The organism is Loktanella sp. DJP18, from assembly GCF_049310965.1.
GTDB lineage: Bacteria > Pseudomonadota > Alphaproteobacteria > Rhodobacterales > Rhodobacteraceae > Loktanella.
The window spans coordinates 1-15,906 of record NZ_JBMERN010000010.1; the positions used below are offsets into that span (position 1 = coordinate 1).

Consider the following 15,906-nt stretch of genomic DNA (forward strand, 5'->3'; position numbering starts at 1 on the left):
TTATCCCTGAACGCGAAAGGCGGGCCAACCGGCCCGCCTTTTTGCTTGTCCGATTCGGACGATCAGAACGTCAGATCGGCCCGGTAGCCCGTGTCGGGCTGCGTGTCGGTCATGTTGGCCTTTGCGACCTCGTAGAAGAACTTGGCGCCGCTGGTCGTCGTGAACCATGTAGCCGACCGGTCCGGCGTGAAGCACAGCAGACGAATGTCAGGGTCCTGCTTGTCGTCTTCGAACCATGCCGAGGCGACGGCGTTCCAGATCTCGTCCAGAACTTCCTTGTCGTTCACATGCGCCAGCTTGCCTTCAATGTTGGCGTAAAGCCCGCTTTTCGCGTCCGCGACGACGAACCGCGCATCCTTGGCGGCGTCAGCGGTGTCGTTCACGATGTCCTCGCCGGCGGCGGCGATGAACCAGATGTTGCCGTCCGGTGCCTTGCGCACATTCGGCGACATCGGCACAAGTTTGCCGTCCGAGGTCAGGCCCAGCATGCCGGCCTGCACATCTTCTACGCGGTCCCAGAAATCCTTCTTTGCGTCCGTCATCATGCGTCCTTTCATATCTGTGTTGCCGATCAAACCCTGCGGCATCATCCTTTGTTCCGGCGTGTCGAACGACGACGGGACGCCGCCGGATTCCGGCAGCGGCCCGCAAGGCGCAAGGCGGTCGGGGTCAGGCCGTCTGGCCGAGCGAATGATCGGACATGTCCATGATGTCCTCGTTCGACCGATCCCACTCGCGGCGGTCCTCATCGGTTGCCTTCGGTGAAAACAGGCCCGTCAGCGCATAGAAGATGCCGATGACGGGGGCTGTCCAGCAGGCGAAAGCGAGCGGGATATACAACAGGTTGGTCAGGTTGCCGTCCATGATGCCTAGGCCCAGCGCAGAGATGACGAAGGCACCGCCCGCGTTCCAGGGGATCAGCGGCGACATTAGGGTGCCACCCTCCTCGACCGCGCGCGACAGGTTCAGCGTGCTGTAGCCCATACCGCGATAAAGCGGTGCATACATCCGCCCCGGCAATGCGATGCTGATGTAGGGGTCGCCCGCGACCATATTCGTGGCAAACGACGTGGCGATAGCAGAGGTCTGGACCGCGCCGAAGCTGTTGACGCGCAGGATGATCGCCTGGATGATCGCCTCCAGACACCCCGTCCGTTCCAGCGCGCCGCCAAAGCCCAGTGCGATCAGGATGAGCGAGATCGTCCACATCATCGACTGGATACCGCCCGCGTTCAGCAGGCTGTCGATGTCCACCACGCCGGTCTCTATGCTGTAACCGGACTGGGCAAAGGCAAAGACGTCATGCAGCCCATAGCCCTGCCAGAAGATCGCGACCAAGGCACCGGCCACGACACCGGCAAAGAGCGACGGCAGTGGCGGGTTCTTGGTCAGGGCCAGCGTGATGACGACAAGGGCGGGAAGCAGCGGCACGAGGCCGAGGCTGAATTCGGCGTCAAGCTGCGTCGTGATCGCGGTGATGGCGTCGAAGGACGAACCCTCGCTGTCGATCAGCGCATAGCCGGCAACCAGATAGACGACGAGGGCGATCAGCATGGCCGGCACGGTGGTCGGCAGCATGTTGCGGATATGGTCGAAAACGTTCGTGCCGGTGACGGCAGGGGCAAGGTTCGTGGTGTCCGAGAGGGGCGAAACCTTGTCACCGAAGAACGAACCCGACACAACGGCACCGGCCGTCCAGTAGACCGGCACACCAAAGCCCGCGCCGATGCCCATCAACGCAAGGCCAACCGTACCCACCGTCCCCCAACTTGTTCCGAGCGACAATGACACGACCGCGCACAGGATCATCGCGGCGGCGAGAAAGATCGAAGGGTTCAGGATTGTCAGCCCGTAGTAGATCAGCGTCGGCACGGTGCCCGATGCGATCCAGGTCCCGATGATCATGCCGACGACGATCAGCACCGCGACCGACGGCATGGAGACGTGGATGACGTGGAAGATGCCCTCGCGGACGTCCATCCACTTTTGGCCCCTCAAAACGCCAAGCAGGGACGTGATGGCAAGACCGATGATCAAAGGAATATGAGGCGTGAAATCGCCGTAGTAAAAGAGCTGAAGTGCCAACAGCCCCAGCGTCAGGACCACCGGCAACAAGGCTAGTCCCAGTGACGGCAAATTCTTCTCGGACATGCGATACCCTCGTTTTTGTTCCATCTTGTTGACGGGGCAACGGAGGTTTCGGCGGAAAAGTTCCGATCGGAAGTCAAGAAATGTCAGAAGGGGCGACTAAATTCAGGTCAGTGTGCCGCCGCCCAGTTGGGCCCCTGCCCTGCATCCACCGCCAGCCGGACGTCCAGTTTCACTGCGGGGTCAGAGGCATTTTCCATGACGTGGCGGGCAGTGGCGATCAGATTGTCCTGCGCGCCGTCCTCGACTTCGAACAGCAGTTCGTCGTGTACTTGCAACAGCATCTTCGCCGGTTGTCCGGCAATCGCGGCAGGCATGCGGATCATTGCGCGACGAATGACGTCGGCCGCCGTACCCTGAATCGGCGCATTGATCGCGGCGCGTTTGGCGAAACCGGCTTGCGGACCCTTTGCATTGATCTCTGGCGTGTTGATCTTGCGGCCGAACAGCGTCTGCACGTAGCCATGATCCTTCGCAAAACGGATCGTGTCGTCCATATAGGCGCGAATACCGGGGAAACGCTCGAAATAGCGGTCGATGAACCCCTGTGCCTGATCCCGCGGAATACGCAGGTTCCGGGCAAGGCCAAAGCCAGAGATGCCGTAGATCACGCCGAAATTGATCGCCTTGGCCTGCCTGCGGATATCCGGCGTCATCCGCTCCAGCGGCACATCGAACATTTCGGATGCGGTCAATGCGTGAATGTCGACACCATCGCGGAAGGCCTGTTTCAACTCTTCGATTCCCGCGACATGGGCCAGGATGCGCAGTTCGATCTGGCTGTAGTCGAGGCTGACGAGCACCTTGCCGTCCTCTGCGATAAAGGCTTCGCGGATGCGGCGGCCTTCCTCTGACCGCACGGGGATGTTCTGCAAATTCGGATCGGTGGACGCCAATCGCCCGGTGATCGCGCCCGCGATGGAATAGCAGGTGTGGACCCGTCCCGTATCCGGATGGATGTGTTCCTGAAGCGCGTCGGTGTAGGTCGATTTCAGTTTTGCCAGTTGCCGCCAGTCCAGGATGCGGCGCGGTAGATCGTGGATCGTCGCAAGGTCTTCCAGCACGTCGGCCCCGGTCGAATAGGCCCCTGTCTTGCCGGTCGCTGGCTTCTTGCCGTCGGGCATGGTCAGGCTCAATTCGTCGAACAGGATCTCGCCTAGCTGCTTCGGCGATCCGACATTGAACTTGCGCCCCGCGAGAGTCTGAATCTCGTCTTCCAGTCCCGCCATCTTTTGCGCGAAGGCGTTCGACATGCGGGACAGCGTGTCGCGGTCAACCTTGATGCCGGACATTTCCATCTGCGCCAGCACCGGGACAAGCGGGCGTTCCATCGTCTCGTAGACCGTCGTCACGCCCTTGACGTGCAACTGCGGTTTCAACGCCTGCCACAGGCGCAGGGTGATGTCAGCGTCCTCGGCAGCATATTTCACCGCATCGTCGATCGGCACCCGGTCAAAGGTCACGGCAGATTTGCCGGACCCCAGCAGCGGCTTGATCGGGATCGGCGTGTGACCAAGGTAGCGTTCCGACAGCTCGTCCATGCCGTGATTGTGCAGACCGGCGTGCATCGCATAGGACAGCAACATGGTGTCGTCGATCGGGGCCACGTCGATGCCCAGCAGCGCGAAGATCTTGGCGTCATACTTCATGTTCTGCCCGATCTTGAGGATGCTCGCATCCTCCAGCACCGGTTTCAGCGCGTTCAGACAGGCTTGGACATCCATCTGCCCTTCGGCCCGCGCGTCGGACCCGAACAGATCGTCCTGCGTCGCCGCCTTGTGGGCCAGCGGGATATAGCAGGCCGTGCCAGCGTCGACGCACAACGAGATGCCCACGAGATCGGCGCGCATCTCGTCCAGCGACGTCGTCTCGGTGTCGATGGCAACGTGGCCGCGTTCCATGATCCGGTCGATCCAGAGTTGCAAAGCCTCCGGTGTTCGGACGCATTCATAGGCATCCGCATCGAAGGGCTTCTCCTCGGCCTGTACCACCGCTGCGACCGGAGCCGCCTCGATCACCGGCGCGGCCCGGCCCAGCCGTTCCGCGATCCGTTTCGTGACCGTCCGGAATTCCATCTGCGCGAGGAACCCTAGCAAGATCTCCGGGTCGGGATCGCGGATTTCAAGATCGTGGAGGGTGAAGGGTAGCACCATGTCGCAATCCAGCTTTACCAGCCGCTTGGACAGTTCGATCTGGGCGCGGTGGTCGATCAGGGTCTGGCGTCGCTTGGGTTGCTTGATCTCGTCCGCGCGGTCCAGCAGGCTTTCCAGATCGCCGAATTCGTTGATCAACAGGGCCGCGGTCTTGATCCCGATCCCCGGCGCGCCCGGCACGTTGTCCACACTGTCGCCCGCCAGCGCCTGCACGTCCACGACTCTTTCCGGGCCGACGCCGAACTTCTCGATCACGCCGTCGCGGTCGATGCGCTTGTTCTTCATGGGGTCGAGCATTTCGACACCGTCGCCGACCAATTGCATCAGGTCCTTGTCGGACGACAGGATCGTGACGCGCCCGCCCGCCTCGCGCGCGTGGCAGGACAGGGTGGCGATGATGTCGTCGGCCTCGAACCCCTCCAGCTCTTCGCAGGCGATGTTGAAGGCGCGGGTCGCGTCGCGTGTCAGCGGAATCTGCGGCCGCAACTCTTCCGGCATCGCCTCTCGGTTGGCCTTGTAAAGATCATACATGTCGTTGCGAAACGTGTAGCTGCCCTTGTCAAAGATCACGGCCACATGGGTCGCCGCGTCGGGGCCGGAGTTGCCTTCGATATAGCGTTGCAGCATGTTGACGAAGCCCGAAACCGCGCCGACGGGCAATCCGTCAGAGGCGCGCGTCAGCGGGGGCAGAGCGTGGTAGGCGCGAAAGATGAAGGCCGATCCATCGATCAGATGCAGGTGACAGCCCTTGCCGAATGCGCTGGTCATGATGGAATGTCCTTCTTCGGATGGGGGCCCTGTCACGGTCCGCGCAGCGACGTCAGTGCGCGTCGTCGCCGTCACCTTCCAGAACGAAGCGCGCATCGCAATACCCGCATTCGACGAAACCCGTCTCTTCCGGAATGACAAGCCAGACGCGCGGATGTCCCAGGCCCGGCCCGCAGCCGTCGCAGGCAACCTTGCGGCTGTGAACGATCTTGGTTTCGGGGGCGGGACGTGTCATGGGCATGCCTGTCTGTTGTCGCGGGCCACGCCCGCCATAGATCAGCCCTGACACTAGCCCAGCGCCCGCGCCGGTGCCAGCCCCCGCAAGACCACGGAAAGCGCCTCATGACCGACAATGCCATCGAAATCACCGGCCTGAAGAAGACCTATGCCGCGACCGGCCGGTCCCCGGCGAAGGAGGCGCTAAAAGGGATCGACCTGACGATTCCGCGCGGATCGATCTTCGGCCTGCTGGGCCCGAACGGTGCCGGCAAGTCGACGCTGATCAACGTGCTGGCGGGGCTGGTCGTGAAAACCGCAGGCAAGGTGAACATCTGGGGCTTCGATCAGGACGTGAACCCGCGCCAAAGTCGCGCCGCCATCGGCATCATGCCCCAAGAACCCAACCTCGACCCGTTCTTCACGCCGCGCGGATCGCTGGACGTGCAGGCGGGACTGTATGGTGTGCCAAAGTCGCAGCGCCGCACGGACGAAATTCTCGAACTCATCGGCCTGTCCGACAAGGCAGAGGCCTACGCCCGCTCCCTCTCGGGCGGGATGCGCCGCCGGCTTCTGCTGGGCAAGGCGCTGGTGCATTCACCACAGATCCTCGTCCTCGACGAACCCACCGCCGGCGTCGACATCGAACTGCGCAATCTTCTGTGGCAGAACGTGCGCAAGCTGAACGACGAGGGCATGACGATCATCCTGACCACGCACTACCTCGAAGAAGCCGAACAGATGTGCGACGAGATCGCGATCATCAACCACGGAGAGATGATCGTCCGCGACACCACCGCAAACCTGTTGGGCACGCTGGACCAGAAGACGCTGGTGATCACGCCCGACGCCGATCACCCGAACCTGCCGCCCCTGCCCGGCGGCATCACCGGCCAGCGACGCGACAACGGGACTTTTGCCTTCACCTATCAGTCCAGCAAGACGCCGGCGGGCGAAATCATCCAAGCCGTCCGCGACGCCGGCATCACGATCCGCGACGTGACCAGTGAACAGCCGGATTTGGAGGATGTTTTCCTCTCACTGACCTCGGGCCGATAGGGGACGGCGGGCGGGGCGCCTTGGCCGCTTTGCGGCCAACAGCGTCGTCCGGCGTCAGCCGACCTCGGGCAGCATCCGCCCCAGACGCTTGCCACCCAGAATGTGCAGGTGGAAATGCGGCACGTCCTGCACACCATGCGCGCGTGTATTCGCGATGGCCCGGAACCCGTCATCCACCCCGGCGATCCGGCACACCTCTGCCACCGCTTGAAAGAATCCCGCCTGCTCCTCGGGCCGCGCATGTCCAGCGAAATGATCGAGGCTGACATAAGGTCCCTTTGGGATGATCAGCACATGGACAGGGGCCTGTGGTGCGATATCTGCAAAGGCCAGCGCATGGTCGTTCTCATACACCGTCTTGTTTGGAATTTCGCCCCGCAGGATGCGGGCAAAGATGTTCTGGTCGTCATAGTCGAAGGTCATGTCCGTCCTCAGTCAACGAAAAGGTAAGGGGTTTCCGCAATCGCCCGCGCCGTCTCGTCCGGCACCTGCAGGAACGATGCGATGGCCGGGGCGTTTTCGGCCGGTGTGGCGTTTTCCCGGATGCGCAAGTGGTTTGCAAAGGAAGCGTCGCGGATGCGGTCGGATTCAAAGATGATGTCGTAGCGGATCGTCGGCAGCAGTTGCGCCAATGCATCGGGCGGCGTCTGCTCTCCCGCCAGCCCGACCCGCTTGGCGTGACCACTCAGGTAATCGTCGGTCATGCCGCATTCGATCTCAAGCAGCTTCGTCGTCGATCGGTCCGAAAAGAAGTCCTGCATCAGGTCGATGCTGGCCGTGTCCAGACAGATGATCAGACGGTCGCTTTCGTAATAGTCGAACAGCATTCGCATCAGCGCCCTCCGATGCCGTGTCCGCTTGCCCAATGTCGCCTGAATGCCGCCAAGATCAGGCATCTCGGTGCCTTCCTCGTTGAACAGATAGGCGATGGCCGGAATGTTCGTGTGGTGCTTGATCGACCCCAGCAACCGCTTGGCGACATGCCATTTCTTGCAGGCGATGATCAGCAGCTCACGCTCCCGCCCCAAAGTGCTTTCCGTCTCCCAGAACCGGGTCGCGAACCGGCGGCCGATCCGGCCTCGGCCGGTCAGGAAAGCGAACAGGCCCCGCCCCTCGTTCGATATCTTGAAGTCAGTGCGGTCGGACGCGTAAAGCTGGCCCAGCCGCGCCTTCAATTCCTTGCCTTCGGGGCTGATCTTGCGCGCGAACAACGCATCCTGGCTCAGCAACAAGTCATAGTGATCATTATAGAATGTCACCGGCATCCCGTAATCGGTGAACATCAGGAAGGTCAGCGTCCGCGTCTCGATCTCGCGCCCTGGAATGAGGTGACGCACGAGGGTTTGAAAAAACGTCTCATCGGGAATCCATGTCGTGCGAAAGAACCGCATGACATCGCGACGCGCCTTCGTGAAGTCGAGGATCGCCTCGATCGTGCGTCGCCGCAGGCACCACCACTGCGATCCGATCATGACTTGCAGGTCCGGCGGAACGGCCCGCGTGATCCCGAGCCTGCGCTGGGTCCAGAAGCTCCAGTAAAAGCGCCGCTTCTGCGTGCGTTCGTTGAACCAGTGCCGATAGATCAGCCGCTCTTCCTTGAAGCCGGTCTTGATCCATTCACTGTCCAGGAAATCATAGCTTTCGATGTAATCCTTGTCGTTACGATCAAGGAAATCGTGCGCATAGGTCGCCGACCTGATCGCCATGCAGTCGCCCGACACCATGTAGAAATGCGTCGCGCGAGGAAACGCATTCACGGCCGCCTCGACCGCGTACAACGTCGCCTGCACGAGGCTCCACTCTCCCCATCCGCACCGGATGCGGCGGGCGGCAAAGGTCACGTTCGGGTTGTCGCTCAACGCATCCTGTATGTAGTCAAACGCCTCTTGCGGTGCGCGGGCATCGAAATGGATCGAGATGCAATCGCCCACGGCCGTCAGCTGCCGGGCCTGCTGCACGATCGCATCCGGGTCCTTGTGGCAGAGCAGAATAAAAGCGATCTTTGCCATGAAAACGCCGCGCTGGTCCCTTTTATCGCGTCATGATGTCGTCATAGCGTGAAGGGCTGCTGAACATACAGGGTTTCTTTGCATATTCCGGTCCACTAAGTAGGATCGAGAACCGTGGGCGGCATTTCAGTCCAGGCAACAAGGGTAGGATCGATGGGTTTTCCAGGCACCTGGATGACGGAAAGCGAAAGCATGGTCTACCGCGTGGTGCCGAAATGCGCTTGCTCGACCATCGGTCAGATCATGTTCTATTCCGACCATGGCACCTTTTTTGACGGCGACATCCACGATGCCCAGGCGGGGATGCATAAATGGGCGATGGACGACAGCCAGCCGTTGATCACCGCCAATGTGAAATCGCACAAGAGCTATGCCTTCACCTGCGTCCGCAATCCCTATACCCGCATCCTGTCATCGTTCTTCGACAAGATTTGCGGCATCCAGCGCAACGGTCGCCGTTACCGCGGCAACCTCGTGCCGCTGCTGATCCAGAAATACGGGATCGAGGTGGGCGAACCTGAAACCGGCTTCGAATTCGACCAGATCAAGTCGTTCCGCCGTTTCCTGCTGTTCGCCCGCGACACCATCCGCTGGCGCCGCCCGATGGAGCCCGACATCCACTGGTCGGCGATGTCGGGCCACATCTCGACCTTCATCGTGAACGGCGGCACCTACGACAAGATCTTCTGGACGGAAAGCTTCAATGACGGGATGCAGGATGTCCTGTCGGCAATCGACACGCCCCACAGCATCGACCTGAATGCGATCCCCCGCTTCAACGAAAGCGAAGGTCATGGGCCGAAGCGGCTGCACAAGGTGTCGGATTATTTCGACGACCTGTCGATGCATCTGATCTACGAGATCTACAAGAAGGACTTCCAGCTTTTTAAATACGACTTCGAGAATCCCGACAAAAAGATGCCTGTCGGAGAGATCGACCTGGCCGAGGTTCACGCCAAACTGGGCGAGTGAGTCAGGGCTGACGTCGTAGGGGGGGGCTAGCCCCCCGCGCGTGCCGCGCTCCCCCCAACATATTTCCATTCAGATGAAAGCGGATTCACCCCTTCTTAACCGCAATGTCCGACATTCAGCGGGCGGTACAGGCAGACATGCCGATGACCGCTGACGATGAAAGCCGCCGTTCCGGGTAGCGCACCTGGTGACAAACCCCGGAACGGCGCACCGCGTCCCGATTTTCATCCGAATGAAAATATGTCCGCCGGAGGCTTCGGCCCTTTACCACAGGCTCGACTTCGACAATGGGGCTGCTAGGTCCGCGGGCAGACGGAACAAGCAAGGCGCAGATGAGCATTGTACTAATCCTCGGGTCCGGTCCGTCCGTGGTCGCCGCCGTTGACTGGCCGCGTGAGCCATTCGACCGGATCGTGGCGATCAACAACGCCTGGCGTGTGCGGGATGACTGGGATGACCTGATCCATCCGTCCGACTTTCCAGCCGACAGGATGCCCGCAACCCGTCGCCCGACGCAGCGGATCGTGACGGCGACGGACTACGTACCGCTTCAGAACACCTTTGGCGGCTTTGTCTATGCCGGTGGCACCATGGCTTTTACCGCCGGGTACTGGGCGCTGGCGGCACTGCGGCCACGGGTTCTGGCATTTCTTGGGTGCGACATGGTGTACCCGGCATCCGGGAACACGCATTTCTACGGCACCGGCACCGCCGATCCCTTGCGCGACGACATCACCCTGCGGTCCCTGCCGGCAAAGTCGGCGCGGCTTCAGATCCATGCCGCGATGGCGGGATGTGCCTGTGTGAACCTGTCGACGGCGGACAGCCAGCTGGTCTTTCCGCGCGCAACGTCGGCCGACCTGACGGTGGCACCGCTTCCCTTCGATGCGAACAAGGCCACCGCCGCGCAGGCGGCAGAGGCGCGGCTGGGGTATGTCGTACCCAGCGGCAAATACTGGAAGGAAGCGGGTCGCTTTGATGCCGCGGAGATCGACGCGCTGGACGCATTATGGCTGGCGGCGGTCTAGAACGTCTTGTCCTCGAACAGGCATAGGTCGCGGATCAGGCAGGCTGCGCATTTCGGCTTGCGGGCTACACAGGTGTAGCGGCCGTGCAGGATCAGCCACTGATGTGCGTGGCGCTGGAAATCGGCTGGGACGTGATCCTCGATCCGGCGTTCGACCTGATCCACATCCTTGCCGGGCGCGATGCCGGTGCGATTGCCGACGCGGAAGATGTGCGTGTCCACGGCCTGCGCCGGATGCGCCCACCACATGTTCAGCACCACATTCGCCGTCTTGCGCCCCACACCCGGCAGGGATTGCAGCGCGGCACGAGAGTTGGGGACCTCTCCTCCGTAGTCATCGACGAGGATCTGGCTCAGCTTCATCACGTTCTTTGCCTTCTGGCGAAAGAGCCCGATGGTCTTGATATGCTCGGTCACGCCGTCCAGCCCGAGGTTCAGCATCTTTTGCGGCGTGTCCGCCACGGCGAACAAGGCGCGCGTGGCCTTGTTCACGCCCTTGTCTGTCGCCTGCGCAGACAAGGCCACCGCGACGACCAGCGTGTAGGCGTTCACATGCTCCAGCTCGCCCTGCGGTTCAGGCTCGGTCGCCTGAAAGCGGGTGAAGATTTCCTTGATCGTGAGGTAGTCGAGCTGTCTGGACATGCACTCTTGTGCCCCGACGGGTGCCGGTTGCGCAAGTTCCGGGTCGCGGTGTTGCGCCGAGGAGCATAGGATCGGCATATGGAACACGCACCTTATCATTATGCCGTCGTGGGGCGCGCCATCGCGCTGATCGACGCCCACCGGGGCCAGCCGCTGTCGCTGGCCGATCTTGCGACGGCCCTGGACATGAGCCCGGCGCATGTCCAGCGCGTCTTTTCCACATGGGTCGGCATATCACCCAAGCGCTACCAGCAGTTTCTGGCGCTGGATCACGCACGCGACCTGCTGCGCGACAATTTCACGACGCTGGACACCACCCATGCGGTCGGCCTGTCCGGAAGCAGTCGTCTGCACGATCTTTTTCTGCGGTGGGAGGCGATGACCCCCGGCGACTATGCCCGCCAGGGGGCGGGGCTGACGATCCGTTGGGGCTGTTTCTCCAGTCCGTTCGGAGAGGTGCTGTCCATGGCAACCGACCGGGGGCTTTGCGGCCTCGCCTTCTCTGGCGAGAGCGGACGGGACGCCGCGATGGCCGATCTGCAAGGCCGCTGGCCGCGCGCAGACTTTGTGAGCGACCCCGCAGCGATCGCCGACTGGACAGAGGCAGCCCTGTCGGGTGTCGGAGAAGCGCGGCTGCACATGATCGGCACCCCCTTGCAGATTCAGGTCTGGGAGGCGCTTTTGCGCATCCCTTCCGGGCATGTCACGACCTACTCCGAAATCGCGCGTTCCATCGGCAGCGCGCGTGCGGTGCGGGCGGTCGGCACGGCCGTCGGGCGCAATCCGGTCAGCCTTTTGATCCCCTGCCACCGGGCGCTGCGCAAATCCGGCGCATTGGGCGGCTATCACTGGGGCCTGCCCATCAAGAGGGTATTGCTGGCCGAAGAGACGGCGCGCAGGATCGCCGGGACGGACATGGATCGGCGGAACATTGCCTGACGTTGCAGCGTTATTGGATAGCGCCTGTCATTGCGGCATATAGACGCCATGCAAGGACCCGCATTGTCCGGGACACCATCAAAGAAAGAGAATCACATGATCACCTTCACGCGCCTGAACATGACGCTCGCCACCGCTGCGCTTGCCCTGACAACGGCTTGCGCCGGAACCGGTGGGCCCAACGACAACCGCATGACCGGACAGGGTGCTGCCATTGGTGCCGGGCTTGGCGCGCTGGCGGGTGCCGCGACGGGTGACGACCGGTCAGAGCGTATTCGCAACGGCTTGATCGGCGCGTCGCTGGGTGCCGCTGCCGGTGCGACCGTCGGCAATCAGCTCGACAAGCAGGAACAGGAACTGCGCAACCAGATGGGCGGCAACGTCGGCATCGTCAACAACGGCCAGAACCTGACCGTGACCCTGCCGCAGGATATCCTATTCGCCACGAATTCCACTGCTGTGTCGTCCGCCGCGCAGGGCAACCTGTCGACACTGGCGCGTTCGCTTCAGCAGTATCCGAATTCGACGGTCAACGTGATCGGTCACACCGACGACGTAGGCGATGCAGCGTTCAACTTCGACCTGTCGCAGCGTCGCGCCCAGGCCGTGTCCGGCGTTCTGGCCAACTACGGTGTGCCGTCATCGCGCCTTCGGTCGGTCGGCCGTGGCGAGGATCAGCCGATTGCGACGAACCTGACGGCCGAAGGCCGCGCACAGAACCGTCGCGTCGACATCGTCATTACCCCAAACTGATATTGAGTAGCCTTTTTAAATGGTCCGGGCCGCCCCAAAAGGGCGGCCCTTTTCGTTTGTGGCGCGCTGAAACTGGTCATATGATCTGACCACCCAATCGCGAGAATTCCATGCCCTTCGAACCCGTCACGCAGGAGAAGCTGTCCATCGGGATCGCCCGGCAGATCGAGGATCTGATCCTGCGCGGCATTCTGCGCCCCGGTCAACGGCTGCCGTCGGAACGGGAACTGAGCGAACGGATGAACGTCTCGCGCCCGTCCCTGCGCGAGGCGCTGGCGGATCTTCAGATGCGCGGACTTCTGACGGCAAAGGCCGGTGCGGGCGTCTTTGTCGCCGACGTGCTGGGCAGCGCCTTTGCCCCGTCGCTTGTCGCACTGTTCGCCAGCCACCCCGTCGCCCTGTACGACACCATCAGCTTTCGCCGTGACATGGAGGGGCTGGCCGCAGAGAGGGCCACCCGCCACGGCACCGACACAGACCTGGCCGTCATCGATACCGTGTTCCGCAAGATGGAAGCGGCGCATCGCAAGCCCGACCCCTCGGAAGAGGCCCAGCTTGATGCCGATTTTCACCTCGCGGTGATCGAGGCGAGCCACAACATCATCCTGCTGCACATGATGCGGTCGATGTATGATCTGCTGCGGCAGGGCGTTTTTTACAACCGCGCGATCATGTTTCAGCAACGGCTGACGCGCGGTGACCTTCTGGGGCAGCATAGAGCCATCAACGTGGCGATCCAGGCGCGGGACGCCGTGGCGGCGAAAGCTGCGATCAACGCGCATATGGACTACGTCGAAGAGGCGATGCAGGAACAGCAGAAGGCGGACCAGAACGAAGGCTTCGCGCGCAAGCGGCTGGACATCGAAAACCAGCGCTGAATCGCAAAAGGCCCCGGCGCATGCGCGACCGGGGCCTTAATGTGACGAAGTCTTGCGTCGTCAGTGCATCTTGGCCTTCACCGTGGCGATCGACTCGTCGATCAGTGCATTGGCGCGGGAGGCGTCCATTTGCCGGGCAATGACGTCCTTGGCGGCGGCAACTGCGACCGTGACGGCACGGTTCTGCACGTCCTTGACCGCAGCAGCGCGGGCACTGTCAAGCTGCTCTTCCGCACTTGCCATCCGGCGCGCGATGGATGCGGCGATCTCGTCCTTCGACAGTTGGGCAGAGCGTTCGGCCTCGGTCCGGGCATTGGCGACGATACGCTCGGCCTGCTCCTGCATTTCTTTCTGCTTGCGCTCGTAAGAGGCCAGCAGCGATTGCGCCTCTTCACGCAGGGCGCGGGCCTCGTCCAGGTCGGACCGGATGCCGGCAGCGCGGGCATCCAGCATTTCGGCGATCTTGGACGGCACCTTGAAGTACAGCAGGATGGCGAGGAACAGAATGAACGCCAGCAGCACAATGAAGTTCGTGTTGTTCAACGAGATGAACGGGCCGGTTGCGGCCATCGCAGGCGACGCGATCAGGGCGAACAGCGGGATCAGAAGATGGCGCATGGCTTATCCTTTCATCCGTTCTGTGACGGCAGCGTCGATGGCGGCGCTGTCGGGCTGGCTGCCCATCGCTGCGACCAGTGCTTCGGCCACGTCTTTTGCCACGATGGCGACGTTGTCCGTCGCGCTGGCACGAATATCGGCGATCGCGGCTTCGGCCTCTGCGGTCTGAGCCTGAATCTTTGCGTCGGCGTCGACCATTGCGGCGTCCAGATCGGACTGCGCGGCTGCGCGGGCCTGATCGGCAATACGGTTCGATTCCTGACGGGCGTCGGCCAGCGCCTTTTCATAGGCGGCCTCGGCCTCGGTCGCGCGCAGCTTGAGGTCTTCTGCGGCGGCAAGGTCGTTGGAAATGGTGCCGGAGCGTTCCGCCAGAACACCGCTGATGCGCGGCAGGGCGACACGGGACAGCACCAGGTAAATCACGACAAGCGTGACCAGAAGCCAGAATATCTGGTTCGGAAATGTCGAGAAATCGAGCTGCGGCATGCCGCTTTCGACCTCTGTTGCGACGACGTCTGGAGTAGCCATCTTCGGTCCCCGGTTCCCTTGGGTTTCAACGATCCGATGCGGGGATTACCCCGCACCGGAAAGTCGTAAGGATGTCGTGCAGGTCTTAGACTGCGAACATCAGCAGCAGAGCGACGAGGAACGAGAAGATCCCCAGAGCTTCTGCAAAGGCCAGGCCGATGAACAGCGTCGCGGTCTGCGAAGCGGCGGCAGAGGGGTTGCGCAGTGCGCCAGCCAGGAAGTTGCCTGCCACGGTGCCGACGCCGATGGCGGCCGCACCCGAACCGATGCCAGCCAGACCGGCACCGATGAACTGACCCATGTTTGCGATATCGCCTTCCATGATATTTTCTCCTTACGATGGAATTTGAGGGATGGTGAGGAAACGGACCCTAGTGTGCAGGATGCAGCGCATCTTTCAGATACACGCAGGTCAGAATTGCGAAGACGTAGGCCTGGATGCCGGCGACCAGCACCTCCAGCCCGTAGATTGCAGTGATCGCGAGGATCGACACGGGGCTGATCACGGCGATCGCCGCGAAACCCGCGAAGACCTTGATGACGGCGTGCCCGGCCATGATGTTGCCCGCCAGACGGACGGAGTGGCTGACCGGACGCACGAAATACGAGATCAGCTCGATCACGGCGATGACAGGGCGCAGGATGAGCGGCGCATCGGTCATCCAGAACAGCTTTAAGAAGGACGGTCCGTTCAGCACGAAGCCGAGGATCGTCACGAAGAAGAACACGCCGAAGCCCAGGATCGCGGTGACCGCGATATGGCTAGTCGTTGCAAAAGACATCGGCAGCAGGCCAAGGAAGTTGGCGAAGAGGATGAAGACGAAGATCGTCATGACATAGGGGAAATACTTCAGCCCCTCCTTGCCGCACACGTCTTCCACCATCTTGTGGGTGAAACCGTAGAACAGCTCTCCGACAGACTGGGTCCGAGTCGGCACGATGGCGCGGCCACGGCTGCCCACGACGAACAGCAGGATCACGGCCAAGGCAGCCAATGCCAGCCACAGCGTCACGTTCGTCGGCGTGTACCAGTGAATTGGAGGGACCGGGAACGTCGGGCTGAAGATCCCGCCTTCGCCAAAGATCGGACGGACGATGAACTGGTCGAGCGGATGAAAGACAAGGCCGCCGGCGTCATGCGCCGCATCGGCATTCATCGCGAGGTCGCCCGCACCATGGGTCGCTGCCTCGGTCGT

At 62.0% G+C, this 15,906-nt stretch carries 17 protein-coding genes; 6 read left to right on the forward strand and 11 right to left on the reverse strand.

The window, feature by feature from the left end; all coding sequences use genetic code 11:
• Positions 1-62: 62 nt before the first annotated feature.
• The 4 genes from ACOI1H_RS04495 to ACOI1H_RS04510 all read right to left on the reverse strand — a co-directional run bounded on the left by ACOI1H_RS04495 (position 63) and on the right by ACOI1H_RS04510 (position 5,304).
• Positions 63-542 carry a pyridoxamine 5'-phosphate oxidase family protein gene (locus tag ACOI1H_RS04495; RefSeq protein WP_422435530.1) on the reverse strand — a complete coding sequence of 160 codons (480 nt, stop codon included), beginning with the start codon at positions 540-542 and terminating at the stop codon, positions 63-65.
• 127 nt (positions 543-669) lie between these two features.
• A complete protein-coding gene (gene nhaC, locus ACOI1H_RS04500; protein ID WP_422435531.1) occupies positions 670-2,151 on the reverse strand; it encodes a Na+/H+ antiporter NhaC in 1,482 nt (493 codons plus the stop codon).
• Between the two features lie 107 nt (positions 2,152-2,258).
• Positions 2,259-5,069 (reverse strand): DNA polymerase I, encoded by a 2,811-nt coding sequence (gene polA, locus ACOI1H_RS04505; RefSeq protein ID WP_422435532.1) that lies wholly within the window; start codon positions 5,067-5,069, stop codon positions 2,259-2,261.
• 52 nt (positions 5,070-5,121) lie between these two features.
• Positions 5,122-5,304, reverse strand: coding sequence for a zinc-finger domain-containing protein (locus ACOI1H_RS04510; RefSeq protein ID WP_422435533.1), 183 nt, complete (start codon positions 5,302-5,304; stop codon positions 5,122-5,124).
• A gap of 107 nt (positions 5,305-5,411) precedes the next feature.
• On the opposite strand from ACOI1H_RS04510, the gene ACOI1H_RS04515 reads away from it, so the two are divergent.
• The gene (locus ACOI1H_RS04515; RefSeq protein ID WP_422435534.1) at positions 5,412-6,344 is read left to right on the forward strand and encodes an ABC transporter ATP-binding protein; all 933 of its coding nucleotides are present in this window, start codon (positions 5,412-5,414) and stop codon (positions 6,342-6,344) included.
• 54 nt (positions 6,345-6,398) lie between these two features.
• Here the strand turns inward: ACOI1H_RS04515 and ACOI1H_RS04520 are convergent, their stop codons facing one another.
• Together ACOI1H_RS04520 and ACOI1H_RS04525 are read right to left on the reverse strand one after the other, a co-directional pair.
• Positions 6,399-6,767 carry an HIT domain-containing protein gene (locus ACOI1H_RS04520; RefSeq protein ID WP_422435535.1) on the reverse strand — a complete coding sequence of 123 codons (369 nt, stop codon included), beginning with the start codon at positions 6,765-6,767 and terminating at the stop codon, positions 6,399-6,401.
• 8 nt (positions 6,768-6,775) lie between these two features.
• Complete coding sequence (locus tag ACOI1H_RS04525) at positions 6,776-8,353, reverse strand: DUF5928 domain-containing protein (protein ID WP_422435536.1); 1,578 nt, start codon at positions 8,351-8,353, stop codon at positions 6,776-6,778.
• Between the two features lie 153 nt (positions 8,354-8,506).
• Here ACOI1H_RS04525 and ACOI1H_RS04530 point away from each other — a divergent pair, with 153 nt between their 5' ends.
• Together ACOI1H_RS04530 and ACOI1H_RS04535 are read left to right on the forward strand one after the other, a co-directional pair.
• On the forward strand, positions 8,507-9,325 hold the full coding sequence (locus tag ACOI1H_RS04530) for a sulfotransferase family protein (RefSeq protein WP_422435537.1): 819 nt from the start codon (positions 8,507-8,509) through the stop codon (positions 9,323-9,325).
• A 332-nt stretch (positions 9,326-9,657) separates the two neighbouring features.
• Positions 9,658-10,353 carry a hypothetical protein gene (locus tag ACOI1H_RS04535; RefSeq protein WP_422435538.1) on the forward strand — a complete coding sequence of 232 codons (696 nt, stop codon included), beginning with the start codon at positions 9,658-9,660 and terminating at the stop codon, positions 10,351-10,353.
• Here ACOI1H_RS04535 and nth read toward each other — a convergent pair.
• Positions 10,350-10,994 (reverse strand): endonuclease III, encoded by a 645-nt coding sequence (gene nth / locus ACOI1H_RS04540; RefSeq protein ID WP_422435539.1) that lies wholly within the window; start codon positions 10,992-10,994, stop codon positions 10,350-10,352. The two genes, ACOI1H_RS04535 and nth, sit on opposite strands and share 4 nt — an antisense overlap.
• 78 nt (positions 10,995-11,072) lie before the next feature.
• On the opposite strand from nth, the gene ACOI1H_RS04545 reads away from it, so the two are divergent.
• The 3 genes from ACOI1H_RS04545 to ACOI1H_RS04555 all read left to right on the forward strand — a co-directional run bounded on the left by ACOI1H_RS04545 (position 11,073) and on the right by ACOI1H_RS04555 (position 13,564).
• Entirely contained in the window at positions 11,073-11,933 is an 861-nt protein-coding gene (locus ACOI1H_RS04545; protein WP_422435540.1) for a methylated-DNA--[protein]-cysteine S-methyltransferase, read from the forward strand.
• A 96-nt stretch (positions 11,934-12,029) separates the two neighbouring features.
• The gene (locus ACOI1H_RS04550) at positions 12,030-12,686 is read left to right on the forward strand and encodes an OmpA family protein (RefSeq protein WP_422435541.1); all 657 of its coding nucleotides are present in this window, start codon (positions 12,030-12,032) and stop codon (positions 12,684-12,686) included.
• A gap of 110 nt (positions 12,687-12,796) precedes the next feature.
• Positions 12,797-13,564 carry a FadR/GntR family transcriptional regulator gene (locus tag ACOI1H_RS04555; RefSeq protein WP_422435542.1) on the forward strand — a complete coding sequence of 256 codons (768 nt, stop codon included), beginning with the start codon at positions 12,797-12,799 and terminating at the stop codon, positions 13,562-13,564.
• A gap of 60 nt (positions 13,565-13,624) precedes the next feature.
• Here ACOI1H_RS04555 and ACOI1H_RS04560 read toward each other — a convergent pair whose 3' ends face one another.
• The 4 genes from ACOI1H_RS04560 to ACOI1H_RS04575 form a co-directional block, all read right to left on the reverse strand.
• The gene (locus ACOI1H_RS04560; RefSeq protein WP_422435543.1) at positions 13,625-14,182 is read right to left on the reverse strand and encodes a F0F1 ATP synthase subunit B; all 558 of its coding nucleotides are present in this window, start codon (positions 14,180-14,182) and stop codon (positions 13,625-13,627) included.
• A 3-nt stretch (positions 14,183-14,185) separates the two neighbouring features.
• Positions 14,186-14,710 (reverse strand): F0F1 ATP synthase subunit B', encoded by a 525-nt coding sequence (locus ACOI1H_RS04565; RefSeq protein ID WP_422435544.1) that lies wholly within the window; start codon positions 14,708-14,710, stop codon positions 14,186-14,188.
• 85 nt (positions 14,711-14,795) lie between these two features.
• Positions 14,796-15,032 carry a F0F1 ATP synthase subunit C gene (locus tag ACOI1H_RS04570; RefSeq protein WP_072858434.1) on the reverse strand — a complete coding sequence of 79 codons (237 nt, stop codon included), beginning with the start codon at positions 15,030-15,032 and terminating at the stop codon, positions 14,796-14,798.
• 49 nt (positions 15,033-15,081) lie between these two features.
• A complete protein-coding gene (locus tag ACOI1H_RS04575; RefSeq protein WP_422435606.1) occupies positions 15,082-15,867 on the reverse strand; it encodes a F0F1 ATP synthase subunit A in 786 nt (261 codons plus the stop codon).
• Between the last annotated feature and the right edge of the window lie 39 nt (positions 15,868-15,906).